Raw genomic sequence first — 26286 nt, 5'->3', positions numbered from 1 at the left:
AAAAGCTGTGCGCGTTATTGAATACCGCGCACCTTTTTTTCCCATTTCCAGGCAGAATCTAACGCATCTGCCAGGCTAAGTTCTGATTTCCAGCCAAGCTCGTTGTTGGCTTTTTCGGTATCGGCATAGGCTGCAACCACATCTCCTTCGCGGCGGTCTACAATTTTATATGGGAGTTTTACCCCGGAAACTTTTTCAAAAGTCTCGATTACTTCTAAAACCGTACTTCCGGTACCGGTACCTAAGTTAAATACCTCGTAGTTGGATTTATTTTTCCCTTCAATCAAGCGGGTTAAAGCCATCACGTGAGCCTGAGCAAGGTCAACCACGTGTATATAATCACGCACGCAGGTGCCATCGCGGGTAGGGTAATCATTACCAAAGACTGAAAGTTCTTGACGCAAGCCGGCTGCTGTCTGGGTGATAAAAGGCACCAGGTTTTGTGGTACTCCCAGAGGCAACTCGCCTATTTCAACACTCTCGTGTGCCCCGATAGGATTAAAGTAACGCAGGGCAATCGCTTTAAAGTTTTGGTATTTATGAGCCGTATCCCTTATGATCTCCTCGCCTATTTGCTTGGTGTTTCCGTAAGGAGATTCGGCCGGTTTTACCGGGGCACTTTCGGTTATGGGCAATTCATCAGCCTGCCCGTAAACGGTACAGGACGAACTAAAGATAAAGCTGGCTTCGTTTTTCTCTACGAGTTCCTGTAACAGGTATATCAGAGAATTCAGGTTGTTTTCGTAATACAATAAAGGTTTGTGTACACTTTCGCCCACGGCTTTTGAAGCTGCAAAATGAATTACGCCCTCAACATCTGCGTGCTTCTTAAAGAAGGCAGACACAGCATTACGGTCGCGAAGGTCTAATTTTTCAAACTCGGGTCGGGTCGAAGTAATAGCTTCAATACCATCTAAAACAGATTCTGAAGCATTAGAAAGATCATCAATAATGACCACTTCATAGCCTGCATTTTGTAATTCAACCACGGTATGAGAACCTATAAAACCAAGTCCTCCGGTAACCAATATTTTCATGTATTCGTTTTTATATTTTTAGTCTTATCGCATTAAAGAAATAAGGTCCTAAAATTCTAAATAATTATTTTCAACAGAAAGCTTTTCTAACGCTGCATCGATATCAAAACCTTTTAAAGATTCGATAATCATATCTGGGCCATACGCATAGGCGGCAAGATCTTTCTGTTTAGATACTCCCGAAAGGGTTAAAATGGTTTTATAACCCATTTGAATGGAGCCCAGAATATCGGTATCCATCGTATCTCCTATCACTATGGTCTGATCTGTGGTCAATCCTAATTTTTTGCGTGCGGCACGCATCATCACCGGACTTGGTTTTCCAACAGAAAAAGCTTTACGGCCACTGGCCTCTTCAATCATTTTTACAATGGCTTTAATACCCAGATTGGCCCAGCCCTTTTTCATAGGCGAAGGGTCAAGGTTGGTTGCGATAAGTTTTGCACCACCTAAAATCATATCTACGGCATTATTTGCCATCTCAAGCGTAAAGTTTCGGCCTTCGCCTACCACTACATAATCAGGATCCTGAGTCACGAGACTATAGCCATGCTGATGCAGGCTGCTCAACAGACCTCCCTCTCCCAAAACGTAAGCAGTACCGTTAGGCTTGGTAAAACCTAAAAACCACGCGGTAGCCATGGCACTGGTGTACACATTGTCTTCGGTGATTTTTATCCCCATAGGCTTAAGCTTATTCACAACATCAATAGGACTGCGCTGACTGTTGTTAGTCATAAACAAAAAGGGAATACCGCGGTCCTGTAATGTCTTGATAAATGTATCTGCACCCGGAATTAAATCGTTACCGCTGTAGATAACTCCGTCCATGTCAATTAAAAAGCCTTTGTCCATAATGGTTTTGTTTTAAGCGTAAAATTAACGTTTAAATTCTAAAATTGCTCCTGTAGCCTGTACTTTTTAGGCAGTAAACTCCTGATCGTAAAAATGGGTTGCGTCGTAGATGAGTTCATCTAATTTCTCGTTTTCTTCCTGCACGCGCCGCTCATCCCAATCTAAATAATTTACAAAATCTTCAATAGCCAGATCCCGATATGCATTTACCGTTTTGATATCAAAATACAGACGACCGGTACGACGTACAAAGAAATCGGCCAGGCTGTTTGTCATCTCAAAGTTTACCGAATACCAAAGTTCGGCACGCACCAGACGCTCATTAACATCCTGATTTCTAAAATAATTGATCTTATTTTTTATTATGTCGGCCTGCTTACCATAGGTTGAAGTAAGATACCAGGCTTTATACTCGGGTTTATCGATTTTCAGATAATCAAGAGCGGCTTCCAGTTCTTTACGGTAGGTCTCTACTTCTTTGGTATTGCGCATAGCATGCGAGGTAAGTGCAATATGCTCGGTACGGGATTCTTCAAACTGCTCGGCATAGTCGCCCTTAAGACGCTTCAGCACCGCTTCATTTACCCGTTGCGCCATTTTGCGGTAACCGGTAAGTTTTCCGCCGGCGATAGAAATCAAACCACTTTCACTCTCAAAAATTTCATCTTTTCGCGAAAGCTCAGAAGGGTCTTTTTCATCCTCGTGAATTAAAGGCCGAAGTCCTGCCCAGCTCGATTCAATATCTTCTTCGGTCAGGTGGATATCAGGGAAAGTTGCATTTACTGCATCGAGTAAATAATGAATATCGTCTTTTGTAGCTACGACCCGATCGAGGTCACCGGAATAATTGGTGTCTGTCGTGCCCACATACGTAACTCTGCCGCGCGGGATGGCAAAAATCATTCGGCCATCGGGGACATCGAAATACAGGGATTGATGTACGGGTAATTTTTTGCGCTCAAAAACCAGGTGCACCCCTTTAGTAAGGTGCAGGTGCTTGTTATTCATCGACTCGTCTTTCGCCCGAAGTTTATCGACCCAGGGACCCGCAGCCGAAACAAAGGTGCGCGACTCAATCTCAAAAAGGCTTCCGGAATTGTGATCCCGGCATTTTACGGCTGTGATTCGGCCTTTATAATCGTAAACGAAATCGCTCATCTCACAATAGTTGAGGCAAATGGCCCCAAAACCGGCGGCTTTCTTCAACAATTCAATTGTAAGCCGGGCGTCATCGGTTCTGTATTCCGCATAAAACCCGCCACCCAAAACTTTGGTTTCGTCCAGAATAGGTTCGCGCTTTAAGGTTTCTTCCTTAGAAAGCATTTGGCGCTTATCATCGCCTTCTACATTGGCCAGAAGATCGTAAACCTTTAAGCCTACTGAAGTTAAAAATTTACCGTACTGCCCGCCTTCGATTAAAGGCAAGAGCATTTTTTCGGGCACTACAAGGTGTGGTGCCAGTTTGTGCACAATCGCGCGCTCGGTCCCGGTCTCTTTAACCAGACCTATTTCCATCTGTTTGAGATAGCGCAGACCGCCGTGAACCAGCTTGGTGCTTTTATTGCTCGTGCCGCTGGCGAAATCATTTTTCTCCACCAGACACACACTCATCCCGCGGGTAATGGCGTCGAGGGCGATACCCGCTCCGGTAACTCCGCCACCAATGACCACGAGATCAAATTTTTTCTTTTTAGCTTTCTTGATATAGCGCTTACGGTCAACAATACTGAAACGCAACGGCTTCTTCTCTTTCACCAGACTTTCGGCATAACCAGAACGGGTGCGTAAAACGGCAAGTTCCCAGCCTTCTTTTTTATGATTGCGCTCTCGGATGCCCATTTCGGGTTTAAAGATGTGATCAATTTTTCTCAGGGAAGCGATGTCATTTTGCGACCAGACTCCGGCTTTAATACCTGCCAGCAGTGCTGCGCCCAGCGCAGTCACTTCGAGCATTTGAGGCCGGTCAACCTCAGCATCCAGAATATCTGCCTGAAACTGCATCAGGTAATCGTTAGCGCAGGCACCACCATCTACTTTGAGGCTTTTGATCTGATTGCCGCTGTCTTCAGTCATGGCCGTAATCAAATCATCTACCTGATACGCCAAAGCTTCAATCGTAGCCTTAACGAGTTCTTTTCTGCCGGTACTAAAAGTTAATCCCTGAATGCTTCCTTTGGCGTTTCCATCCCAATACGGCGCGCCCAGACCGTTAAAAGCAGGCACCATATACAAATCATTTAACGGCGGAATACTTTTACAGATAATACTGGTTTCGTTAGCATCATCAATGAGCTTTAGCGAATCGCGAAGCCATTGTACCGAAGCTCCGCCTACAAAAACACTACCCTCAAGGGCGTACTTTGGTTTTTTATTTTCAAGGGTGCAGCATAAGGTAGTGATGAGTCCGTTTTTAGAAAACGAGGGCTTTTTCCCGGTATTGAGCAGCATAAAGCAACCCGTACCGTAGGTGTTTTTGGCCATCCCAGACTTGTAACCACCCTGACCAAACAAGGCTGCCTGCTGATCACCTGCAACCCCGTAAATCGGATAGGTATGACCCTTGTGCGTGATGCTTCCAAAATCGGAAGACGACGCCTGAACCCTGGGCAACATCGATTTCGGGATTTCCAAAATCTCGAGCAATTCGTCATCCCATTTCAGCTTTTTGATGTTGTACAACATCGTGCGGCTCGCGTTGGTATGATCGGTAAGATGCTGACCGGTAAATTTGTAAATGAGCCAGGTGTCTATGGTACCAAAGAGCAAATCGCCGTTTTCGGCCTTTTCGCGGGCGCCATCCACATTATCGAGAATCCATTTTATTTTGGTGGCCGAAAAATAACTGTCGATGACCAGTCCCGTATTTTTTGAAATATAGCGCTCCAGGTCACGCTCGCGCAAACCCTGACAGATGGGTTCGGTGCGCTTGTCTAGCCATACAATGGCGTTATAAACCGGCTCGCCGGTATGTTTATCCCAAACGACAGTGGTTTCCCTCTGATTGGTGATTCCTATAGCTTTAATCGCATTGGGTTCAATCCCGGCTTCGGCAATCACCTGCTCAAAAGCGGCCTTTTGATCGGTATAAATTTCCATGGGATCGTGCTCCACCCAACCCGATTGCGGATAGTGCTGGGTGAGTTCTTTTTGGGAAACCTGTACAATAACGCCCTGCTCGTCAAAGAGTATGGCGCGGGTACTGGTCGTTCCCTGATCAAATGCGATTATATAGGATTTACTCATAACTAAAGGTATAACGTACATCGTGCTCGTAACGCTGCGCAGGTTTTAAAACCGTGCTCGGGAAATGCTCGTGATTGGGCGTGTCGGGAAAATGCTGCGGCTCCAGACACAGACCGGGACAATTTCCTGCGATTTTACCGTGTTTGCCTTCAAAATCAACAATACCGTTTGCGCTGTAAAACTGAATTCCCGGCTGGGTGCAGTACAACTCCATCTTCAATTTTCCATCCGGTGAAATCAATTGCGCGGCGGGTGCATCGCCTCTGTTTTCGTTCAAAACGAAATTGTGATCAAAGCCACCGTCAATCGCGGCGATAGCGGCTTTCAAATCAACCGGCTTTTGTAAATCAAACGGACTTTCTGCAACCGGTTTTAGTTCACCAGACGGCACATTTTGCGGAGTCTTGGGCAAATAAGCAGACGCGTTGATCTGCAATTGGTGATTGGTAATTCCATTACCTGAAGCGGCATCCATATTAAAATACTCATGGCGGGTAAGGTTTACGATGGTTTCCTTATCGGTAGTCGCTTCATAGCGCATTGCCAGCGTATTGTTTTCTTCCAGTTTTGCGTAGAATTTGGTTTCCAGATTTCCGGGAAAACCTTCATCGCCATCGGGGCTGGTATAGGTAAAAAGTACGGCGTCACCCAGATCGGTAACAGACCAGATTTTTTTACCAAAAGATTCAAAACCGCCGTGAAGTTGATTTTTACCTTCATTTGCCGAAAGTTGTACTTTCTTACCGTCCAGGACGGCTTCGGCATTAGCGATACGGTTGGCATTTCGGCCTACTAACTGGCCCATAAAATAATTATCCTCTTCATACGACCCAAGGTCTTCATAGCCCAGCACCACATCGGTTTGGGTGGAGCCTGTAGGAACTATAAGGCGCTGTAATATGGCTCCGTAGGTTAAAAAATGGGCTTCCATGCCCGCTTTATTTTTAAGTTTCACGTTATAAACGGCCTGGCCGTCCCGCGTTTTTGAGAAAGGTTGGATCGTGATCAAAAGAATACTGTTTAAAACCCTAAATATAGAAAATACATTTGCGAAACGCTTTCATCTCAATCATCAACTTTTAAACGGATGCGCTTTTCAAGCCTTTTGTAACAGCTCTTCAGTTTAAAAAACCACAAATAGCTCCTTTGCGTATCTATAAAAAAGCCCCTTCTAATTTAATTAACATGAAAGTCAAACCAACCGCCTTAACTTGGCGGCATCAAATACTGAAACGACCTGCTTCTATGCATTTAAAATGGATGATTGTCCTGCTTTTTCTTTCCTTTTCGGGCTTTGCCCAAAAAAAATCAATCGGCAAACTGCTTAGAACCTACAACAGTGGCAGTGTACCTTATATTTCTGTCGAAGAATTGAAAATGAAACAAGATGAGTATCTCATTCTTGATTCGCGCAAAGCGGAAGAATTTGAGGTGAGCCATCTCCCCAATGCCATACGCGTGGATGATCGGCTCGACGAGACTACGCTGGAGCGCATTCGCAAATCGAATAAGAAAATTGTGGTCTATTGCAGCGTGGGGGTACGCAGTGAAGATTTTGGCGAAAAATTGCAGAAGAAAACAGGTCAACCTGTTTTTAACCTGTATGGGGGCATTTTTGCATGGAAAGACGCCGGGTTTCCTATTTTTAACGATGAGGGTAAACCCACAGAGCGCGTGCATACTTTTTCAAAAAATTGGCAAGATTATTTAAGCACAGGCATTGCGGTTTATTAATTTTGACAGCCATTCTTAAAACCAAACTATGGGTCTGTTAAGCAAAAAAGACACCGGGGCCGAGGCCGATTTTGAAACCGAATTTCACTTTCCCACATCAGATAAAACCCTGCTGATTTTTAACCGCAATCCCGAACTGGGCAAGGTGAAAACCCGCCTGGCGGGTGGCGTAGGTGATGAAGCAGCCCTTGAGATTTATAAATTTCTGCTGAAACACACCGTGAGCATCACGCAAAACCTGCGGGTAGACAAACAGGTTTTTTATTCCGAAAAAATACGATCTGAAGATCTTTGGGATACCGAAAAATACATCAAAAAACTACAGCACGGCCAAGACCTGGGTGCTCGTATGCAACAGGCCTTTTCGTGTGCATTTAGCGATGGCTATCGCAAAGCGATCATCATTGGCAGCGATATGTACGACCTGTCACAAAGCGATCTTGAAGAAGCCTTCGCTGCTCTGGACCATCACGATTTTGTTATAGGCCCGGCACAAGATGGCGGGTATTATTTATTGGGAATGAAGTTTCTCAAACCTGAACTTTTTCAGCATAAAAACTGGGGAACCGAGACGGTTCTCGAAGACACGCTGCAAGATCTAAAAAGCGAATCGGTTAAATTGCTTGAGGTGCGTAATGACGTAGATTATTACGAAGACATTAAAGATATTGATGCCTTTAAGCCCTTTTTACCCGATCATTTAAAATAAGATGCCGAAGTTTATCCTATCTTTTTGGCAAAATACCTTTTAAACTAAATTGATGAACTGCACCTTACAATTAGACTACTTCAAAGTGCTACTTGTTGTGCATTACATCTCACCAATTAAAAAACACTTAAAATCTTAAACAGATGAAACGATTTATTGAAGAGTCTGCGCATTTCCTTAAAGAGCGTGGCTTTGAAGCTCCCGAAATTGGTATCATTCTAGGTACCGGCCTGGGGCAATTTGTAGATAAAGTAGAAATCATCAGCTCGGTGAGCTATAATCATATCCCCAATTTTCCTACAGCTACTGTAGAATTCCATACCGGCAAACTCATCTACGGAAGCCTGGGTGGTAAAAAAGTGGTGGTTATGCAGGGGCGCTTTCATATTTATGAAGGCTATACCCTACAGGATGTGAGCTACCCGGTGCGGGTGATGCGCGAGCTGGGCATTTCAAAATTACTCATCAGCAATGCCGCAGGTGCCATCAATCTCAACTTCAAAAAAGGCGAGATTATGCTTATTGAAGATCATATCAATTTGCAGGGCGGTTCGCCCCTGGCCTTTAAAGGCGTAGGTCTTTTAGGAAGCCGTTTTACCGATATGAGCGCGCCTTATGATGCCGAAATGGGCAAAATTCTAAAGGAAATCGCAAACGAAAACAACATTACCCTGCACGAGGGCGTGTATACCTCAGTAGTAGGACCTCAGCTTGAGACCCGTGCCGAATACCGATACCTGAAAATCATTGGTACAGATACGGTGGGGATGAGTACAGTTCCCGAAGTGATTGTGGCCAACCATCTGGATTTGCCGGTTGCCGCAGTATCGGTGATTACCGATGAATGCGATCCCGAAAATCTGGCACCGGTAGACATTCAGGATATTATGGATGCTGCCGCCAAAGCAGAACCCGATATGGTGCTTCTGTTCACCAAACTCATCGAGAAACTGTAGATTTTCAGGCTGAAAAATGCTTGTAGAATAGTCTCAAAATGCAGAACCCCGGTTTTATCCCGGGGTTTTTGCCTATTTTTCTTCAGTTTTAAAACCAAAGACCGACAAATACCGTAACTGTAATGTCGGTTTATTTCATTAAACCCAAAAAACACATTGATAAAATGGCCAGTAACAACTATTACGATCCTGCAGACCTTAGAAAATTTGGTAAAATCACCGAATGGAGCGAAGAGCTGGGAACTAAATTCTTTGATTATTACGGAAAAGTATTTGAGGAAGGTGCGCTTACCGCACGCGAGAAAGCCCTAATCGCTCTTGCCGTAGCCCATACCGAGCAATGCCCTTATTGCATTGATGCCTATACCAAAGACACCCTGCAGCGCGGCGTGACTAAAGAACAAATGATGGAAGCCATACACGTAGGTGCAGCCATCAAAAGCGGAGCTACCCTCGTACACGGCACCATGATGATGAATAAGGTTAATAAACTGGAAATGTAAGTTTTGAACGGTATTTCTATCAACTTAATCCTATATTAGCTACCGCTGAAAAAGAAAAATTAAAACTTCTATGTCTGTTACCACAACAAAAAAATCTTTACATAAACGCCATGATGATCTGGCCCAGGCCAATAAGCAACTCGAGATTCTCTCGGGAGGTATTTTTGCCGATGGAGAGTTGCCCACCTTTGCCAAAAAAATAAAGGAGACCGGGCAATTTCCGCTCAGACCTAAAAAGCTGGAAATCCTGCAGATCAACGTGGGCTACATGTGCAATCAGGTGTGTGAGCATTGCCACGTAGATGCCGGCCCTGACCGAAAGGAAATTATGACCTGGGAAACGATGGAGCAGTGCCTGGAAGTGATTAAAAACACCGGCGCGCATACCCTCGATCTTACCGGTGGTGCACCCGAGATGAATCCCCATTTCAGACGCTTTGTAGAAGAAGCCAGCAAAGCGGGAATCAAAGATTTTATCGTGCGCAGTAACCTCACAATCATCAGAGCCAATAAAAAATACCACGATTTACCGGAATTTTTCAAAAAACACAACGTGCACGTGGTGAGCTCTATGCCTCACTGGACGCGTGGTAAAACCGATAAACAACGTGGTGAAGGGGTTTTTGACAAGTCGATCAAAGCTTTGCAGGAACTCAACGCAGTTGGTTATGGGATGCCGGACAGCGATTTACGCCTCGACCTTGTGTACAATCCTAACGGAGCTTACCTGCCTTCAGACCAGGCCGGGATGGAAAAAGACTTCAAAAAAGCCCTGATGGAAGATTTCGGCATTCAGTTTCACAACCTGTTTGCAATTACCAATCTGCCCATCGCGCGCTTTCTCGATTACCTCATCGCTTCCGAAAATTATGAAGACTATATGTACCAGCTTGTGGAGGCATATAACCCCGCCGCTGTTGCAAACGTGATGTGTACCAATACCATTTCGATAAGCTGGGACGGATGGCTGTACGATTGTGACTTTAACCAGATGCTCGATCTCAAAGTTAACAGCAAGGTGAAGCACATTTCAGAATACAACGAAGATTTATTAAACGACCGCAACATCATCATCTCGCAACACTGCTACGGCTGTACCGCCGGTGCAGGAAGCAGTTGCCAGGGTACTGTTGCCTAGCTTACGGCTATGAATACCAAAACCGCCATACTTATTTTTGCCCGCTCCGCGCAGGCAGATGCCGGTCACAAAAGACTGCGCAATGGGGTTTCGGTATTTGAAAAACTCAATTTACAGATTGAGAACACTGTAAAGAAAACCGGTCTTCCCTATTTTATTTATACCGAAGATTTGCAACGCGGTGCAGATTTTGCCTCCAGATTTACCAATGCGCTTCAGGATATTTACAAGTTGGGTTTTGATAACGTAATCAGTGTGGGGAACGACAGCCCGCAGCTTACCAAAAATCATCTGCTCACCGCAGCTGAAAAACTCAAAACCTGTCCGCTGGTTCTGGGTCCCTCACACGACGGCGGCTTCTACCTGATGGGCTTGAATAAAACCCATTTTGACGCCCAATCCTTTTTGAATTTACCCTGGCAAACCGCCTCACTGACGCGCAGTATCCTGCGTTTGGTTCAGGCTAAAAAAATACATGCTGAATTGCTTCCGGCGCTACGCGATCTGGATACTTCGGCAGACGTTACGCTGCTATTGAGCAGCACCAAAAAGCTTTCGTTTCAGTTACGGAAACTTTTAGCAAAATCTGCTGTTCAGAACATTCACAGGTTCAGCTTTAAATCCCTTAACGCCTGGCTTTTTTCCCATCCGGTTTACTTCAATAAAGGTTCGCCCCTTAGTATCGCTTAAAACGCTATTTCAGGCAGGGCTTCCTCACCGAAGCCTCACAAGTACTAATCCTATCTTTATTTAATGAAACACCTTTATTTTGGGCTTACGCTCTTGCTTTGTGCATTTGCAAACGGCCAGACTTTAATTTCGGGTACCGTAACCACCTCTAGTGACGGTTCTACAGTCCCTTTTGTAAACGTCGTCGCCGTAGATGCCGATGCCAACACCATCACAGATGAGAACGGTTATTACAGCTTAAGCGTTTCTGCGAAAGCGACCCAATTGCGCTTTTCGGCAATTGGGTTTATCACACAAACTATCTCAATAAACGGGCAGCAAACCATCAATATCGTTTTGCAGGAATCTACTACAGATCTTGATGAAGTCGTAATTACAGCCTTGGGACTGGAGCGCGAAACCAAAGAGCTAGGCTATGTGGTTCAAACCATTGAAGCCGAAGAAGTATCAGCCGTAAAAGCGCCTAACTTTCTGGACAATCTCGCGGGGAAACTAGCCGGGGTTACCGTATCGCAGGGTGCAACGGGAGTGGGTTCTTCCTCTAAAATTACCATTCGCGGGGAGGCTTCTTTTTCCAATAACAATCCGCTGTTTATCGTAGACGGAACGCCCATCAACAACAACACGGTTTTCAACAACACCAATGAAGCCGCTGCCGGTTTTCAGGAAGTAGATTTTGGTAACGGTGCGATGGAAGTCAATCCCGATGATATCGCTTCGGTAAGTGTATTGAAAGGTCCCAGCGCCGCTGCCCTCTACGGAACCCGGGCGTCAAATGGTGTAATCATTATCGAAACCAAAAACGGAAGCAACAGCAAAGGTTTAGGAATCAGCGTTAATACCTCAGTGTTTGTGGATACACCTTTTAAACTGCCCGAATTTCAAAATCAATACGGGCAGGGCAACTCGGGTCAGTTTGAGTTTGTTGACGGTCTGGGTGGCGGTGTTAACGACCTCATCACCTATTCCTGGGGTCCGCGTTTAGATCAGGGCACCCTCATTTCTCAATTTGATTCTCCGGTTACCTTACCAGATGGAACAGTTGTACGCGGGGGAGACACAGCGCTTTATGACGGACTTCCCATCACGCCTACTCCATTCAACTCGCACCCGGACAATCTGAAAGACTTTTACCAAACCGGAGTCACCACCATCAACAACGTTGCCATAGGCAGCGGTTTTGAAAAAGGCAATTACCGCCTTTCCTTTACCGATTTGCGCAGTGAAGCCATCATTCCCGGTGTAAATCTCGACCGCCAGACGGTGGCCGCCAAACTCAACTTTAAGCCTACCGATAAGACCCGTTTCAATGCGACGGTCAATTATGTGAATTCGGGAAGTGACAACCGCCCGTCTAACGGGTATGGAAGCGAAAATGTCAATTATTCACTGGTTGCCTGGGGTCCGCGCTCCCTGGATATGAACAGCCTGCACCGCTACTGGCAACCCGGACTTGAGGGTGTGCAACAGTTTTCATTTAACTACACCTATTTTGACAATCCGTTTTTCATTATGTATGAAAACCGCAACTCCTTCAATCGCGATCGCGTTTTTGGAAACCTGTCGCTTAAACACCAGTTTACCGAAAATCTAAGCCTCGCCGTACGCAGCGGGATGGATTACACTTCCGAAACCCGCCAACTGCGTCGTGCCTTCAGCTCGAACCGCTTTAAAAATGGGGGTTACGCCGAGCACGATGTGTTGTACAGAGAGGTAAATACCGACTTCCTGCTGAATTACAACAAGATTTTTGGTGACGTATCTGTTGACGTTTCGCTGGGCGGAAACCGACTCGATCAAAAGGCCTCAACCAAACAAAGTCAGACCGTAAACCTCGCACAACCCGGCATTTTTAACCTCAACAACGCGGCTTCACCCATCGATGTGTTTCAGTTTGAATCGCGCAAGCGCATCAATTCGTTTTACGGCATAGCCAAACTGGGCTACCGGGATTTTCTGTTTCTCGACATCACCGGGCGTAACGACTGGTCAAGCGCGCTTGCCACGCCCTTTTCGGTAGATGGGACTTCATTTTTCTATCCTTCGGCCTCTGCGAGTTTTATACTCTCTGAAGTGGCAAAGCTTCCGGAAACCTTCTCGTATGTGCAACTGCGTGCCAGCGTGGCTCAGGTGGGTAACGATACCCAGCCGTATCAAACCAGCGGCGCTTTCATTTCGCAGACCCCATACAACGGGCAGCCTACCTTCAGCAATCAAAATTTTATCCCGAACGCAAACCTCAAACCGGAGCAAACCACTTCGTTCGAGGTAGGCGCTGATATTCGGTTTTTAAAAGACCGCATCAGGCTTGACGCGACTTATTACAACAACCTGACTCAAGATCAGATCATCTCGCTGCCTATCGCGATTTCTTCGGGCTACAACCAGCAGGTAGTAAACGGTGGCGAGGTACGCACCCGCGGAGTCGAACTCATTCTTAACGCCACGCCGGTATTGAACTCAAACTTTAAATGGAACACCACTTTTAACTTCAGCACTTCCCGTTCTGAGGTTGAAAGCCTGCCGCAGGCAGACGGGCGTTTGACTTTGGCTTACAGCCGAATCTACGACAGTGCCAATCAAACCGTGTGGTTTCAGGTGGAAGAAGGCGGAAGAATAGGCGATATCTACGGTACCGGTTACCGTAAAACCGAAGATGGCCAGTTTATTCTCACACCTTCCGGAAGCTATATCGCAGACAACACCCTAAAAAAACTGGGCAATTACAACCCCGATTTTATGCTGGGCTGGAACAACGATTTCACCTACAAAAACTGGAACCTGAGTTTCCTGTTTGACTGGCGTCAGGGAGGCGAACTCGTCTCGCGAACACGTGCTTTGGGGACTGTGGGCGGTCAGCTTGCCGAGACGGCAAACCGTCCCGAAGCAGGAATCGTACCGCAGGGTGTTGTGAATACCGGCACCGCAGAAAATCCGCAGTACGTGCCCAACACCACCGCCGTTTCGGCAGAAACCTATTACCGCCAGTTTTACGACCGCAACCACGAGGAAAACAACATTTATGACGCGTCTTTCCTGAAGTTGCGCCAATTTTCAGTAGGCTACACTTTTGATCTGAAAGACGGTTTTCTGGGTCTTGCTAACGGCATGAACATCAATCTGGCACTGGTGGGCCGCAATCTGTTTGCGATTTCGGAGATTCCGCATTTTGACCCGGAACAACTTGCGGTACAGGGCAACACCTTTGTAAGCGGGGTTGAAGATATGAGTTATGCCACCAGCCGCAGCATCGGCTTAAAAGCGGGCTTTAATTTTTAAGGCCTGAAGGCTCAAAAACATTTAGAAGATGAAAAAACTATACAGCATATTGATTCTGGGTCTGACGCTTTTTACGGCCTGCACCACAGATTTTGAAGACCTCAACACCAATCCCAATGCGCCGGTAAACGTGCAGCCGGGCTTGCTCCTGCGGCAGGTGATTTATGATTTTGGCGAACAAATGAGCTACGAGGGTTTTGCCGCCGGTGATTTGCTGTCTCAGCATCGCACCGCGCTCGATTTTAACCTGTTTGACCGTCACGCACTGAAGTCGCCTCAACTGGGTGGCAATCCCTGGCCGGTTTTTTACACCAATTTGCGGGATAATGAGATTTTACTCAAACAGGCGCAACGTGTGGAAACCTTCAGGGTTTATGAAGGTCCGGCCCTGATTTTAAAAGCCTATATGGCTCAGGGGCTTACCGATTTGTTTGGCGACGTGCCTTACTTTGAAGCCTTCAACGGCATTGACGGGACGGTGACTGCTGCCTACGACGCACAGGAAGACATCTATCTCGCCGAAGGCGGAATTCTGGACAATCTGGACAAAGGTATTGCTGCTCTTGAAGCCTATCAGGGAGCGGTTGCTTTAGAAGGCGACCTGTTGTTTTCGGGAAATCTGGAAAACTGGGGAAAATTTGCAAATTCCCTAAAGCTGAAAGCCCTGATGCGAATTTCCGGGCGTGAAGATGTGGCGGCTCAAATTGCGGCTATTTACGCTGAAGGAAACTTTATCGCGAGCAATGCAGACAATGCGACTTTTGATTTTACTGCAAGCGCTCCAAACAGCTTCCGCTTTGCACAATTGCGTGCAGGGGATTTTAACAACTTTGTACTTTCAGAAACTATGGAAGACATTTTAAAAGAGCTGAATGACGATCGCATTGCGGTATTCTTTCGCCCCTTTGCAAATTCGACTTCCGGAGATTTCAATGGTTTGATCAATGGCATCAATGCCTCCCAAACTTCCATTGAACCGGCAAACTTTTCGCTTGCGGGAACCCTTTTCAGAGAACATACAGCAGACCTCAACGCCAATTTTATGACGGCTTGGGAAACGCATTTTATTTTGGCCGAAGCAGCTGCAAAAGGCTATATTAACGCCGATGGGGCAAACCTGTATAACACCGGCGTGACGCAGGCTTTTGAATACTGGCTTACCGACTTGCCTGCAAATTACCTTGCGGGACCGGCGGCATACAACGCCCCAGGAACGACCCCGGTGCAGCAAATCATCACCCAAAAGTGGATCGCCAATATCATAAACGGCTACGAAGGTTGGATTGAATGGCGCCGCACGGGCTTCCCGGCTTTTAAACCGGTTGCTGCCAGTCTTAACGACGGCAAAATACCGGTGCGTATGCCCTACCCGGCAGAAGAAGAAGCATTGAACGCAGACCATTACCGGCAGGCGGCGCAGGCCACAAATGGTAACAGTCTGGACACCCACGTATGGTGGGATAACTAAAAAACTAAGAATTTGAGTACACTAATGTGGCAATGGGTTTTGATTATCGGGTCAAGTTTGATCCTGTTTTTACTGTCCCCGCTTGCCAAATCGACTGATGATTTTTTTAAGGCGACCCATCGCAATAAAGCGCCTAATGTGTTTATGCTTACCGGGAGCCTCGTCATCTCTTGGATTTTTGCCAAGAGCATTACCAATGCCGCAAACCTGGGCCTTGAGTTCGGGATCGTAGGCGGAGTCGCATACGCGGGCTACTACCTCTCCTTTGCTGTTGCCGGGATACTCATCTACTTTATGCGTAAAAAAGGAGGCTTTACGAGTCTGCATCAGTTTTTAACCACAAGGTTTGGGAAAAACGCGATGCGTGTCTTTTCGATCCTCATCTCCATACGCCTGTTTAACGAGGTATGGAGCAACACTATGGTTATAGGCAGTTACTTTGGCGCGGTGGATACCGAAGCCTATTACGCCGCCATTATCGTTTTTAGTTTACTCACGCTGGCATACTCGCTAAAAGGCGGACTCAGCAGTTCGATTTTTACCGACGTGATCCAGATGGGGCTTTTCACCATTTTATTATTTGTGGTGTTATCAAACATTTACTCGGTTCCCGGTTTTACCGTGAGCCAAACGGCCAGCAGCGGAATCTGGAGTTTTGAAACGGGATTAAACCTGCTTTTTGCGGCCCTGATTCAGTCGTTTAGTTATCCCTTTCACGATCCTGTATTGACCGACCGTGCTTTTTTGAGTTCGCCGCGGGTAACCCTTAAAAGTTTTCTCTGGGCCAGCGTTTTGGGCGGTGCCTGCATCATCCTTTTCAGCATCGTGGGCGTGTATGCTCAGGCCATGGGAATGCAGGGGCAGGCAGCGGTTGAAGTAGGCAAAGCCTTTGGTACCGTTATTTTACTCATCATCAATTTTATTATGATTACTTCGGCGGCTTCTACTCTGGACTCTACCTTTTCGTCCTTCTCAAAACTGGTTGCGGTTGATTTGAATTGGGGCGAAAGCATCACGCTGGGGCGTATCGCTATGGGCGTTCTGGTCATTTTGGGAACTATTCCCATCTTTTTAGATGCCAAAATCCTGTCGGCTACCACCATCTCGGGGACTATGGTTATTGGTCTTACACCCGTATTTTTATTTTGGAAACTGCCCGCGCCTAAAATCAGTTTTTACCTGAGTGTGGGTTGCGGACTCCTGTTTGGTTTTCTCCTGCTGTTTGACCTCATCCCAAAAAACTGGATTCTTACTCAGGGGAATTATGCCGATTTGCTTTGGGTAAATATCTGGGGAATCGCTTCATGTTTAATCGTATATCTCATAACTTCATGGATAAAGCTGTGGTAGACCTGGGTTCGCTAAGCGGAAAAGTGCTGCTTTTTGGAGGTGTTTACAGCAATTTGCAGGCGCTGGAAAAGCTGAAGAGCATTGCCGAAAAACAAGGCATTCCTCCTGAAAATTGCATCTGTACCGGAGACATTGTGGGCTATTGCGGCCAGCCGGAAGAAGTGGTGCAACTCTTTAAAATATGGGGTGCCCGAAGCATTCTGGGGAATGTTGAGATTCAGTTGCGGGACGGCGCTGAAGATTGCGGTTGTGATTTTAGAAAGGGTTCGCGTTGCGACGGTTTTAGCCAGATGTGGTTTCCGTATGCACAGAGTAAACTCAGCAAATCTTCGCTTGATTTTATTTCGGAATTGCCTGATCACCTCGTATTCCGCTTTGCGGAAAAAGAAGTCTTTGTGGTACACGGCGATTACTTCAATGTTTCGGAATTTATCTATAAGTCAACTCCCTGGGAGAAAAAAAAGGAAAATTTTGATGCCCTTCAAACCGATGTGATCATCGCAGGGCATTGCGGCTTGCCGTTTAACCATGAGCACGATGATAAGCTGTGGATCAATCCGGGTGTGATTGGGATGCCGGCCAATGACGGGCAGCCGCACGTATGGTACGCACTTTTAGAAGAACAAAACGGAAGCTTCGGCTTTACCCATCACACGATGCAGTACAATCATAAACTCGCCAACGCACACATGCAAAACGAGTTTCTGCCGCAGGAATACGCCCGAACCCTGATCACCGGAATTTGGGATAACACCGAGATCCTTCCGCCCTACGAAAGCGGGTTACAGGGTTTTGGCATTCAACTTTAAAAAATACAAATCAAAAAAAAGAACTATGAGCTACTTAGAAACGACCAAGAATGTATATCGCGATGCCGCTTTAACGCCCGATGTAGGACTTTGCTGCACCACCAATCCCATCTGGGAATTACCGGGTCTGAAAATCCCGAAAATCATGCAGGAAATGAATTACGGCTGCGGCAGCACGGTAAACGCACGCGACCTCACTAACAATCCGCGGGTGCTGTATGTAGGCGTGGGCGGCGGCATGGAGCTGCTGCAATTTGCCTATTTCTCGCGCCAGAAAAGCGGTGTGGTGGGCGTTGATGTGGTTGACGAAATGCTCGAAGCTTCGCGTAAAAATTTTATAGAAGCCGAAGCGCAAAATCCCTGGTTTAAAAGTGATTTTGTAGACCTTAAAAAGGGAGATGCCCTAAACCTGCCGGTTGAGGATAACAGCATCGACGTGGCCGCTCAAAACTGCCTCTTCAATATTTTTAAAGCCGAAGATTTAAAGAAGGCAATCGCCGAAATGTATCGGGTGCTGAAACCTCACGGAAGATTGGTGATGAGCGATCCTACCTGCGAGCAGGATATGAACGAAACGCTGCGTAATGACGAGCGTTTGCGCGCACTGTGCCTCAGTGGAAGCCTTCCGATTAGTGAGTATGTAAAAGCCCTAACCGATGCCGGTTTTGGAACTATCGAAATTCGTGCCCGCAAGCCCTACCGCATTCTCGACCCGAAAAATTACCCTACAGACGAACTCATCTATATCGAATCTATTGAGGTAGCCGCCATCAAAGACCCTATGCCCGAAGACGGTCCGTGTATTTTTACCGGAAAAGCTGCGATTTATTACGGGTCTGAAAATCACTTTGATGACAAAAAAGGCCATGTATTACTGAAAAATCAGCCGCTAGCCGTTTGCGATAAAACCGCGGGAGCCTTAAAGGCTTTAGGTCGTGACGATATTTTTATCAGCGAAAGCACATTTCACTATGATGGTGGTGGATGTTGCTAACCACTGGCCGGCTTGCAGCCGGTGGCAGAAAATAAGAAAAGCCCCGCATTGCGGGGCTTTTTTAGTTATAAATAACTATTTCCGAATTCTCATCTAATTCAAAATTCAAAAAGGTTCTATACTTTACCCGCTTACCATAAAGAACAAGAGGTTCCCACTTTTTCAACTTATTGACAATTTCAAGTGTAACAGACTCGAACGCATTTCGAGGTTCGGAATATTTATTCTTTGGTAAATTGAGATCATAAATCGTGTCTACAATTTCAATTTCTATGTTTTTTCGAGGACTCAGGTTTGCTCGTGTCAAATTACCTTCTCTATCTACATCAATCCAAAACGGAGCAAAGCTCTTCGGCTTTAAGTTCAAATTCTTGAAATTGTATTCAGATAAAATAGAATCCAGGTTTGTTATCGGCTTTGCTTGGTAATAATGATATCTATATTTACTTATATCCAGAGCATTGCCATTATTCAAGACCTTTTGCTCAGCATTTGAAATTTTGTGGTTACCATTTACAGGTTTACTGTTAGAGCAGTAGAAACTAAATTTTTGCTCTCCGCCAATTTCTTTACTGTAAACCAACCAGTACTCTCCAAGTTCTACATTCCAGTTGCAAGATGTGAAACTACCTATAAAACCTCCCTCAGCAGGTAGTTCATAATTTAAAAAATCTGGATTATCTCCTGATTTATAATGTTTGAAAACCTCAAATTTTACAGTGTAAGTTAAGGAGTCTGCTGAATAGATTTTACTAACAGCCTTACCTTCAAATACATAATCTGATTCAAAAAATTCCAGAGCAGGTTTTGGCACATCACAATCACAAGCAAATCCGTGATAAGCAAAATTTAAAATGGAAAGGATTAGCATTAATTGCTTCATATCAAATTCATTAAATTATGCTCCTAGACTCCAAGAACCGTGCTAATCATAAGCACCAATATAAAACAGGCCTTAAAAAGCATCTTATATTCTTTCTACAGATCAAAATCGAAAAAATAGGCTTTCTCTAGCCTTGAATCGTACCAAAAATATTTATGATAGTTATTCCCATTAGACCAACTATACTTCTGTAGTTTCCTAATATCTTCTTTATTCCACCAGTCAAAATCGTGCTGAAGACTAAAAGCATTATCAACATTAATGGTATCTATGTCTAGATTGTGAATTTCAATAATTTCCTGGGCGGTCGCCTCATTACAGCTGAAAGAAAACATATAATCTGAATTGATTCCAATTGCGTCATCAAAGCAATAAATGTTCTTAACGTCGGGACTTAATTTGACTTTGATAAATTCTGCAAAGCGCCTTTTATTGGCCGGAGTATCACTTATTTCAGAATCAAACGTAGGAAATAATTTATCCTTTACCTGTGTTTTCTTCTCGGTGATTAATTCGCAAGAAATGCAGCACAAAAGCATAATACTACTGAGAACAAATGCGCCTAAAGATTTCATGAAAAATAATTTAAAGCCACTACTTCCCGTTATATCCAAAGCGACGCAGCTCGCGCTCGCTGCTTCTCCAGTTTTTGTTGACCTTTACGTAAAGTTCCAGATGCACCTGCTTGCCAAAGAATATTTCGAGATCCTTTCGGGCTTCGATGCCTACACGTTTTAGGGCTGCACCTTTATGGCCGATGATGATGCCCTTCTGGCTATCGCGCTCTACCATAATGATGCTGCGCATCCGAATAATGTTGTCCTCTTCAAAAAATTCTTCGGTATCGATCTCCACCGAATACGGAATCTCCTTTTTGTAATGCATCAAAATCTTTTCGCGAATGATTTCATTTACAAAAAAACGTTCGGGCTTATCGGTAAGGGCATCTTTAGGATAAAACGGCGGAGAAACCGGCAAAGCCTCGAGAATGCGGTTAAATACTTCGGTCACCCCAAAATTCTCCAGTGCCGAAATAGCAAAAATCTCTGCATTAGGCACCTGCTCCTGCCAATGCGTACGGCTGGCTTCGAGCAATTCTTCATTACCCTGATCGATCTTGTTGATCAACAGCAACACCGGAATATCCGTATTGCGTATTTTCTTAAAAAACTCCTCGTCTTTGAGTTCCTTTTCGCCCAACTCAACCATGTACAGCAAGACATCAGCATCTTCAAAGGCGGACTTTACAAAGTCCATCATCGAGGCCTGCAACTCATACGCAGGCTTAATGATACCGGGCGTATCGCTTAGAATCACCTGAAAATCATCGCCGTTTACGATACCTAAAATACGGTGTCTGGTGGTTTGCGCTTTTGAGGTAATGATAGAAAGCCGCTCGCCTACCAGCGCATTCATCAGGGTTGATTTTCCCACGTTGGGGTTACCAATAATGTTGACAAAACCGGCTTTATGCGGTTTGTTTTCAGCAGATTCGGGCTGTAACGGATTGTTATTTTGAGATTCCAAGCAACTTAAGTTTTAATATAGGCTGCAAAGATACGGTTAAAAATTAGGGTTTGGGATTTCCGCTCTCGCGGAATTAAGACCCCTCCGTTTTCAGCAAAGCTGAAAACACCTCCCCTTTTTAAGGGGAGGAGCTATTTCCTAAGCGCTTCGCACTATTCAAAAATAAGTCGTCCGGTATAGGTCTCTTCAACCTCAACGACTGGCGGGCGGTTGACGGAGATCAGGTCGCCGGTGCTGAGCACCCTGCCACGTAAAGCCTGAATGGGATTTACAATCACTTTGTTGGTCCCGCGGTGGAATACTTCGAGGTTTTGCACTTCAAAATCGGCGCCTTCAAAGCGGATATCGCCTTCTAGGAATTCGAGATTGGCGTTTTCGGCTTTGCCGGAAATGAAGAAATTCGAGAGTCCGTTTGCCGTAATGTTTAGCGTGTTTACATCAAGCTCCAATCTGAAATCCCCGTCTTTATGATAAAGATCCTCTTCCTCCAAATCCTCGCTGGTGAGTGTGAGCGCATTGAAGGTAAGGACACCCTCACTTTGCACCTCGTAACCCGAAGCATTGCGGATTTCGGTAAGATTTGGGGTAGTCACCACAACCCTGCTGATGTTGTAATCGCGCACCAGGTTACAGCCGTTGTCGTTAAACAACGTTAGCACTCCGTCAGAAACGCTGATTTCAATATCGTTTACCAGGTTTTCGCCGGTCTCCAAAACTACTTTTTGCTCGGCGCCCTGTTTGACGATGAGTTGCAGGCGCTCTTCGACTACAATTTTGTTGAAATTCTCAAGGGTGTATTCGATTGCAACCCGCTCTCCGGGAGCCTGAAAGCAGTTCAGGCCCTTTTCTGAATCACAGGAAAGCAACAGGAGAAAAGCAACTAGAAAGAAATGATTTTTCAAAGCCAATTTTAATAAAGGCTAAAAATAAGCAACTGCTGCAAGTATTGTTATTGTTATTGCTATTATTATTTGAAATTGAAACACCCATCCCTCCTTTGATACGATGCAACTTGGGGCGCATCACTCAGGAAACCTATTCCAAAGAAGGGAGTTGTTACTCTTGTTCACCCTCAGCCATAAAAATCTCGCGGTTGAGTTTATCGCGACGTTCGCGGGCGAGGCGCAATACGCGGTCGTATTTCGCATACTCGCTCTCACTGTATTTCTTTATAAAATCTTCGTAGAGTTTTAAAACCGCACGCCGGTCTTCGTAATAGTTATCTGCTACGATGACTTTGGTGTATTCGGCATTTTTATTTTTAGGGTTTTCTTCTAAAGAAAGGTTTACGTACTTCATTGCATTTTTCCAGTCCTTTTTCATCTCATAGGTACGGGAAAGGGTATAGTACTCCTCATCTAATGGCTGGTCTTTAAAGAAAACAGCAAGTAGACCGTGCGACTCTGCAGCTTCCAAATCTTCAACGTGATTGTATAGCTTGGCGAGGGTCGCGTGGAGGTACTCATCTTCAGGTGAAAAATCTAAAGCTTCCAGATATTGTTCGATTGATTTCTCATACATCCGGTCTTTGTAATACGAATTCCCCAGTTTCTCGTGAATGAATTGCGTGCTTTGACCCAGTTCGATTAATCGTTCAAACCAGGTAATCGCTTCTTCATTCCAGCCTTTGTAATAATAACTCTGTGCCAGTGTACCGATGATTTCCACATTGGTAGGATAACTTTCCAGAGCTTTAAAGGCTAATTTTTCAACCATAGGATACTCCTTTAGTCTTAAATGAAATACCGCAAGTTCGCCCAAGGCTTTTTGATGGGTACTGTCTAATGCAACGGCTTTCCTATAATCTAAAACGTGAGGAAAAATGTTTTTTGCTGAAGTAGTTGTAGAATCTGTGGCATCAATTTTTATATTACGGGGTATATTTTCTTTTGCTCTTCCGCGCTGGTAATAGAAATCGGGATTGGTTTGATAGACGTTGATCAATTCGGTAAAAACCGAATCGGCTTCTTTGAATTTGCGTTTGGTGATGAGCAGTTTACCGTATTCATTCATCGCGATGACTTCATTTGTACCGGTCGCAGCCTGCGCATAGTAATTGAGAGCATCATCAAGCGTTCCTTTGGCCTGATGCGCGCGCGCGAGTTTAAGGTAGACCGAAGTGTCTTTTTTATCCAGGCTTTCATATTCGGCTATGGCCTCGCTGTAGTTACCTACGGCATACAGGCTGTCTGCAACGGCCGAGACCGAAACAGATTGTGCTTCGGCCCGGCTGGCTAGTATTAAAAAAATAAATAGATAAAGTTTGTGCATCTTTAGTTTGTCTGAAAAACAATAGGCAGTGAGTACAATACATTTACCGCCTCTCCATTTTGTTTGCCCGGAGTCATATCGGGTAATTGACTTACCACACGTATAGCCTCCTCTTCTAATTTAGGATGAGGACCCCGAGAATCGACATCGGTAATTCGACCATTTTTATCAATTTTAAAACGCACATAGATTCGATTGATGCCCGTAAGGCCTAATTCTTTTCCTAAGGCTATATTGAAGTTTTCATTTACTAATGACGACACCTTTTCAGACATACATTTTTTGCGCTGGTCGTTATCTAAACCTTCACAACCCGGAAAGGTTGGCACCTCTTCTATTACGGCAAAAGGCACGTCTTCATATTTCTTTTGACTTTCGGTCTCCACGACTTCTATAATTTCAACTTCTTCACCTACAGGAGCCTCATTAAGTGGAATCGCCTCATCAAGCCCTTCTACGACCTCAATGACTTCCACTTTTTGTTTATACTGCGCTTCGAGTTCCTGTAAAGAATTTAATTCTTCGGGAGTAATGCTCTCTTTTGCATCAAGAGTTGCCCGTAAATCCTGAATCTGCTCCTCCAGGCTTAGGGTGGTCTCATTTTCGGCTAGTCCGCTATCATCGGTACAGCCCACATAGGTGAGAATACCGGCGATAAGTGGGAGCAGGAAGAGATACTTCCATTTTGCATTGCTTTTTGATTGTTTTTGTAACATAACGATTCGTTTTTTGATTAATGAATGATTGAAAAAGGTATTGATGAATGAGATTTGTTGCGTACCAAAAGCGGTATTGAGCAACTGATTGTAATAGGATTTGATTTCGGTTTTGCGCAGTGCGTGAGCATCTGCAATGTACTCGTGCAGCTCGGCTACTTTGTTTTGATAGACATACACCAGCGGATTAAACCAGAATACCACCCGCAGGACTTCAAAGAGCATCAGGTCGAGCCCGTGCCAGTGCTTCAGGTGTACCTCCTCGTGCGCCAAAATATGCCGGCGCGCTTCGGTGTTGATCTTTTCACCCAGAAAAATGGTTCCCAAAAAGGTAAAAGCCGCATCGCTATTTGGAATTTCGATAATGTTCGTTCCGCTTTCCGAAGACTTTTTAAACCGGAAATAGCGCTTGATCTCAAGGTATTTCCGGAATAACATTCCGGTGCTAAAAAACACTCCGGCTGCATAAATAAGCCAGTATATACTCCAGTCTGTTTGTGTTTCAGCAGTAACCGGACTTGCCTGCGGTGCCGCGGCATTTATCACGACTTCGGGCAAAAATGTAATGTTTTCGCGAAGCGGAATTTGATTTTGAAAGATTTCAAACTGCATAAACGGCAAGGCGAAAGCCACCAGCGCACTACCTATTAAATAGGCGCGATTGACGTTGAAAAAGGTTTCTTTGCGCAACCAAAACTGGTATACAGCCAAAAACAACGCCTGAATCACAAAAACTTCGAGTAGATACCGTACCATAATTAATCGTCTTTTTTATTGATTTCCTTTAAAATAGATTCGAGTTCGCCTGCGGTCATCTCTTTTTTCTTGACGAAAAAGGAAACCATACTTTTAAAACTCCCGTTGAAGTAATCATTGACCATTTTTGACATCGAAGCGCTGCTGTAGTCTGACTTGGCCACGAGCGGAAAGTAAATATGCCCCCTGCCCTGTTTCTTGTAGCCCACAAATTCTTTGGTCTCCAAAATGCGCACAATGGTTGATACCGTGTTGTAAGCGGGTTTAGGCTCGGGCATTTGCTCTAAAATGGTTGCCACATTTCCTTCTCCCAAATCCCATAGGATTTGCATGATTTCTTCTTCTGCTTTGGTAAGTTGTTTCATAATTTCTAACTAGTTAGGGATTAGTTTTTTGTTCCTGAACACTTCAAATATAACTAATTTATTAGTTTAACTAACTAATTAGTTTAAAAAAATTTGAAAATAATTCGTTTAAGACCTCAAAATAGTCCAAAAAAATGAAATTCTCAGGCTTTGATTACAGGCTTTTAGGCGGAGACCGAGATGCTCACCACGTAACCTTCAGAATTGCGTACATTAAAGACGGTTCCATCTTCAAAAAGCAGGTACTGGCCTTTAATACCTTTTAAAACGCCCTGATATTCGGGTGTTTTCTCAAGATTCAGGCTTTTGAGTTTGGTAGGATACTGCAACACGGGAAACTCAATATTGGTCTCTGAGTTGCTGGCAATAAAATATTCGAGTGCTTCCTCGGGGATGTATTGCTTAAGGGCGTCGCGTTTAGCTACCAGATCCTCGTCTTCAATAGCATTGGTAAGCATCTTACGCCAATTGGTTTTATCTGCTATATGCTCTTTTAGGGCAACTTCAGTAATCCCTGCAAGATAGCGGTTGGGCACCTCAACAATTTCTATTGCTTCATGCGCACCCTGATCGATCCAGCGCGTTGGGACCTGGGTTTTTCGGGTTACTCCTACTTTGATGTTGCTGGAATTGGCCAGGTATACAATATGCGGCTGCAGTTGCACTTTTTTCTCATATTCCAGATCGCGGTCTTCCTCATCGAGATGGGCTTTGCTGAGTTCGGGCTTCATTATCCAGTCTGCAGCCTGAGGCACCTTATAGAAATCTTCATAGCAGTAGCCCTGGCGGTAGATTTTCTTATTTTTACCGCAAGCCAGGCACTGGTATTTTAAAAATTCAATACGCAGTTCTTTGTCCAGAAGTTGATTAACGTGAATGAAATCATCCTCAAAAACAAGATAATATTGCACGGGATGATCAAGCTCGGTTTGCATTTTGGTAAGTACGCCCTGGTATTGCATAAAAGTGACTGCTATTGGAAATTTTCAGTTAAAAAAAAGCT

General features: G+C 45.0%; 23 protein-coding genes. 11 read left to right on the top strand and 12 right to left on the bottom strand.

Features of this window, described 5'->3' with window-relative positions; all coding sequences use genetic code 11:
* Positions 1 to 14 precede the first annotated feature (14 nt).
* The 4 genes from galE to ACSSS3_RS09915 form a co-directional block, all read right to left on the bottom strand.
* Entirely contained in the window at positions 15 to 1037 is a 1023-nt protein-coding gene (gene galE / locus ACSSS3_RS09930; protein ID WP_442844495.1) for a UDP-glucose 4-epimerase GalE, read from the bottom strand.
* Between the two features lie 48 nt (positions 1038 to 1085).
* Positions 1086 to 1892: an HAD-IIA family hydrolase gene (locus ACSSS3_RS09925; RefSeq protein ID WP_228230574.1), complete on the bottom strand. Its 807-nt coding sequence runs from the start codon at positions 1890 to 1892 to the stop codon at positions 1086 to 1088.
* A 66-nt stretch (positions 1893 to 1958) separates the two neighbouring features.
* A complete protein-coding gene (gene glpK / locus ACSSS3_RS09920) occupies positions 1959 to 5135 on the bottom strand; it encodes a glycerol kinase GlpK (RefSeq protein ID WP_442844494.1) in 3177 nt (1058 codons plus the stop codon).
* Positions 5128 to 6144, bottom strand: coding sequence for an aldose epimerase family protein (locus ACSSS3_RS09915; RefSeq protein WP_442844493.1), 1017 nt, complete (start codon positions 6142 to 6144; stop codon positions 5128 to 5130). Before ACSSS3_RS09915 ends, glpK begins: the two co-directional genes overlap by 8 nt.
* Before the next feature lie 176 nt (positions 6145 to 6320).
* Between ACSSS3_RS09915 and ACSSS3_RS09910 the strand changes: the two genes are divergently transcribed.
* From ACSSS3_RS09910 to arsM, 11 genes are all read left to right on the top strand, one after another.
* Positions 6321 to 6869: a rhodanese-like domain-containing protein gene (locus tag ACSSS3_RS09910; RefSeq protein WP_442844492.1), complete on the top strand. Its 549-nt coding sequence runs from the start codon at positions 6321 to 6323 to the stop codon at positions 6867 to 6869.
* A 28-nt stretch (positions 6870 to 6897) separates the two neighbouring features.
* Positions 6898 to 7578: a TIGR04282 family arsenosugar biosynthesis glycosyltransferase gene (locus ACSSS3_RS09905; RefSeq protein ID WP_442844491.1), complete on the top strand. Its 681-nt coding sequence runs from the start codon at positions 6898 to 6900 to the stop codon at positions 7576 to 7578.
* Between the two features lie 143 nt (positions 7579 to 7721).
* Positions 7722 to 8534 carry a purine-nucleoside phosphorylase gene (locus ACSSS3_RS09900; protein WP_228230569.1) on the top strand — a complete coding sequence of 271 codons (813 nt, stop codon included), beginning with the start codon at positions 7722 to 7724 and terminating at the stop codon, positions 8532 to 8534.
* A gap of 164 nt (positions 8535 to 8698) precedes the next feature.
* The gene (locus ACSSS3_RS09895) at positions 8699 to 9037 is read left to right on the top strand and encodes an arsenosugar biosynthesis-associated peroxidase-like protein (RefSeq protein WP_099644740.1); all 339 of its coding nucleotides are present in this window, start codon (positions 8699 to 8701) and stop codon (positions 9035 to 9037) included.
* A gap of 70 nt (positions 9038 to 9107) precedes the next feature.
* On the top strand, positions 9108 to 10175 hold the full coding sequence (gene arsS / locus ACSSS3_RS09890) for an arsenosugar biosynthesis radical SAM (seleno)protein ArsS (protein WP_442844490.1): 1068 nt from the start codon (positions 9108 to 9110) through the stop codon (positions 10173 to 10175).
* Positions 10176 to 10184: 9 nt separating this feature from the next.
* Positions 10185 to 10865, top strand: coding sequence for a TIGR04282 family arsenosugar biosynthesis glycosyltransferase (locus ACSSS3_RS09885; protein ID WP_442844489.1), 681 nt, complete (start codon positions 10185 to 10187; stop codon positions 10863 to 10865).
* 63 nt (positions 10866 to 10928) lie between these two features.
* Positions 10929 to 14144 (top strand): SusC/RagA family TonB-linked outer membrane protein, encoded by a 3216-nt coding sequence (locus ACSSS3_RS09880; RefSeq protein ID WP_442844488.1) that lies wholly within the window; start codon positions 10929 to 10931, stop codon positions 14142 to 14144.
* 28 nt (positions 14145 to 14172) lie between these two features.
* Positions 14173 to 15612 (top strand): SusD/RagB family nutrient-binding outer membrane lipoprotein, encoded by a 1440-nt coding sequence (locus ACSSS3_RS09875; protein ID WP_442844487.1) that lies wholly within the window; start codon positions 14173 to 14175, stop codon positions 15610 to 15612.
* A gap of 12 nt (positions 15613 to 15624) precedes the next feature.
* Positions 15625 to 16962, top strand: coding sequence for a sodium:solute symporter family transporter (locus tag ACSSS3_RS09870; protein ID WP_442844486.1), 1338 nt, complete (start codon positions 15625 to 15627; stop codon positions 16960 to 16962).
* Positions 16944 to 17771: a metallophosphoesterase family protein gene (locus ACSSS3_RS09865; protein WP_442844485.1), complete on the top strand. Its 828-nt coding sequence runs from the start codon at positions 16944 to 16946 to the stop codon at positions 17769 to 17771. The genes ACSSS3_RS09870 and ACSSS3_RS09865 overlap by 19 nt, the downstream gene beginning before the upstream one ends.
* A gap of 25 nt (positions 17772 to 17796) precedes the next feature.
* Complete coding sequence (arsM, locus tag ACSSS3_RS09860) at positions 17797 to 18765, top strand: arsenosugar biosynthesis arsenite methyltransferase ArsM (protein ID WP_442844484.1); 969 nt, start codon at positions 17797 to 17799, stop codon at positions 18763 to 18765.
* Between the two features lie 61 nt (positions 18766 to 18826).
* Here arsM and ACSSS3_RS09855 read toward each other — a convergent pair whose 3' ends face one another.
* The 8 genes from ACSSS3_RS09855 to ACSSS3_RS09820 form a co-directional block, all read right to left on the bottom strand.
* Entirely contained in the window at positions 18827 to 19648 is an 822-nt protein-coding gene (locus tag ACSSS3_RS09855) for a hypothetical protein (protein WP_442844483.1), read from the bottom strand.
* A gap of 95 nt (positions 19649 to 19743) precedes the next feature.
* Positions 19744 to 20223 carry a hypothetical protein gene (locus ACSSS3_RS09850; protein ID WP_442844482.1) on the bottom strand — a complete coding sequence of 160 codons (480 nt, stop codon included), beginning with the start codon at positions 20221 to 20223 and terminating at the stop codon, positions 19744 to 19746.
* 19 nt (positions 20224 to 20242) lie between these two features.
* A complete protein-coding gene (gene era / locus ACSSS3_RS09845; RefSeq protein WP_442844481.1) occupies positions 20243 to 21175 on the bottom strand; it encodes a GTPase Era in 933 nt (310 codons plus the stop codon).
* A gap of 152 nt (positions 21176 to 21327) precedes the next feature.
* Positions 21328 to 22077, bottom strand: a complete 750-nt coding sequence (locus tag ACSSS3_RS09840) for a head GIN domain-containing protein (protein WP_442844480.1) — start codon at positions 22075 to 22077, stop codon at positions 21328 to 21330.
* Positions 22078 to 22231: 154 nt separating this feature from the next.
* Positions 22232 to 23446, bottom strand: a complete 1215-nt coding sequence (locus ACSSS3_RS09835; protein WP_442844479.1) for a tetratricopeptide repeat protein — start codon at positions 23444 to 23446, stop codon at positions 22232 to 22234.
* 2 nt (positions 23447 to 23448) lie between these two features.
* Positions 23449 to 24918, bottom strand: coding sequence for a M56 family metallopeptidase (locus tag ACSSS3_RS09830; RefSeq protein ID WP_228230557.1), 1470 nt, complete (start codon positions 24916 to 24918; stop codon positions 23449 to 23451).
* A gap of 2 nt (positions 24919 to 24920) precedes the next feature.
* Entirely contained in the window at positions 24921 to 25283 is a 363-nt protein-coding gene (locus tag ACSSS3_RS09825; RefSeq protein WP_228230556.1) for a BlaI/MecI/CopY family transcriptional regulator, read from the bottom strand.
* A 164-nt stretch (positions 25284 to 25447) separates the two neighbouring features.
* Entirely contained in the window at positions 25448 to 26245 is a 798-nt protein-coding gene (locus tag ACSSS3_RS09820) for a DUF2797 domain-containing protein (protein ID WP_442844478.1), read from the bottom strand.
* Positions 26246 to 26286: the final 41 nt, after the last annotated feature.

It is taken from the genome of Leeuwenhoekiella sp. H156, from assembly GCF_052218455.1.
Lineage (GTDB): Bacteria > Bacteroidota > Bacteroidia > Flavobacteriales > Flavobacteriaceae > Leeuwenhoekiella > Leeuwenhoekiella parthenopeia.
Note: the sequence above shows the minus strand (reverse complement) of the source record. Positions and strands in the feature narration are given on the sequence as shown.

Excerpts from the sequence above, each read along its gene's own strand:
- galE (WP_442844495.1), bottom strand. The coding sequence starts at position 1,037 with ATGAAAATATTGGTTACCGGAGGACTTGGTTTTATAGGTTCTCATACC.
- ACSSS3_RS09925 (WP_228230574.1), bottom strand. The coding sequence starts at position 1,892 with ATGGACAAAGGCTTTTTAATTGACATGGACGGAGTTATCTACAGCGGT.
- glpK (WP_442844494.1), bottom strand. The coding sequence starts at position 5,135 with ATGAGTAAATCCTATATAATCGCATTTGATCAGGGAACGACCAGTACC.
- ACSSS3_RS09910 (WP_442844492.1), top strand. The coding sequence starts at position 6,321 with ATGAAAGTCAAACCAACCGCCTTAACTTGGCGGCATCAAATACTGAAA.
- ACSSS3_RS09905 (WP_442844491.1), top strand. The coding sequence starts at position 6,898 with ATGGGTCTGTTAAGCAAAAAAGACACCGGGGCCGAGGCCGATTTTGAA.
- ACSSS3_RS09900 (WP_228230569.1), top strand. The coding sequence starts at position 7,722 with ATGAAACGATTTATTGAAGAGTCTGCGCATTTCCTTAAAGAGCGTGGC.
- ACSSS3_RS09895 (WP_099644740.1), top strand. The coding sequence starts at position 8,699 with ATGGCCAGTAACAACTATTACGATCCTGCAGACCTTAGAAAATTTGGT.
- arsS (WP_442844490.1), top strand. The coding sequence starts at position 9,108 with ATGTCTGTTACCACAACAAAAAAATCTTTACATAAACGCCATGATGAT.
- ACSSS3_RS09885 (WP_442844489.1), top strand. The coding sequence starts at position 10,185 with ATGAATACCAAAACCGCCATACTTATTTTTGCCCGCTCCGCGCAGGCA.
- ACSSS3_RS09880 (WP_442844488.1), top strand. The coding sequence starts at position 10,929 with ATGAAACACCTTTATTTTGGGCTTACGCTCTTGCTTTGTGCATTTGCA.
- ACSSS3_RS09875 (WP_442844487.1), top strand. The coding sequence starts at position 14,173 with ATGAAAAAACTATACAGCATATTGATTCTGGGTCTGACGCTTTTTACG.
- ACSSS3_RS09865 (WP_442844485.1), top strand. The coding sequence starts at position 16,944 with ATGGATAAAGCTGTGGTAGACCTGGGTTCGCTAAGCGGAAAAGTGCTG.
- arsM (WP_442844484.1), top strand. The coding sequence starts at position 17,797 with ATGAGCTACTTAGAAACGACCAAGAATGTATATCGCGATGCCGCTTTA.
- ACSSS3_RS09855 (WP_442844483.1), bottom strand. The coding sequence starts at position 19,648 with ATGAAGCAATTAATGCTAATCCTTTCCATTTTAAATTTTGCTTATCAC.
- ACSSS3_RS09850 (WP_442844482.1), bottom strand. The coding sequence starts at position 20,223 with ATGAAATCTTTAGGCGCATTTGTTCTCAGTAGTATTATGCTTTTGTGC.
- ACSSS3_RS09835 (WP_442844479.1), bottom strand. The coding sequence starts at position 23,446 with ATGCACAAACTTTATCTATTTATTTTTTTAATACTAGCCAGCCGGGCC.
- ACSSS3_RS09830 (WP_228230557.1), bottom strand. The coding sequence starts at position 24,918 with ATGGTACGGTATCTACTCGAAGTTTTTGTGATTCAGGCGTTGTTTTTG.
- ACSSS3_RS09825 (WP_228230556.1), bottom strand. The coding sequence starts at position 25,283 with ATGAAACAACTTACCAAAGCAGAAGAAGAAATCATGCAAATCCTATGG.
- ACSSS3_RS09820 (WP_442844478.1), bottom strand. The coding sequence starts at position 26,245 with ATGCAATACCAGGGCGTACTTACCAAAATGCAAACCGAGCTTGATCAT.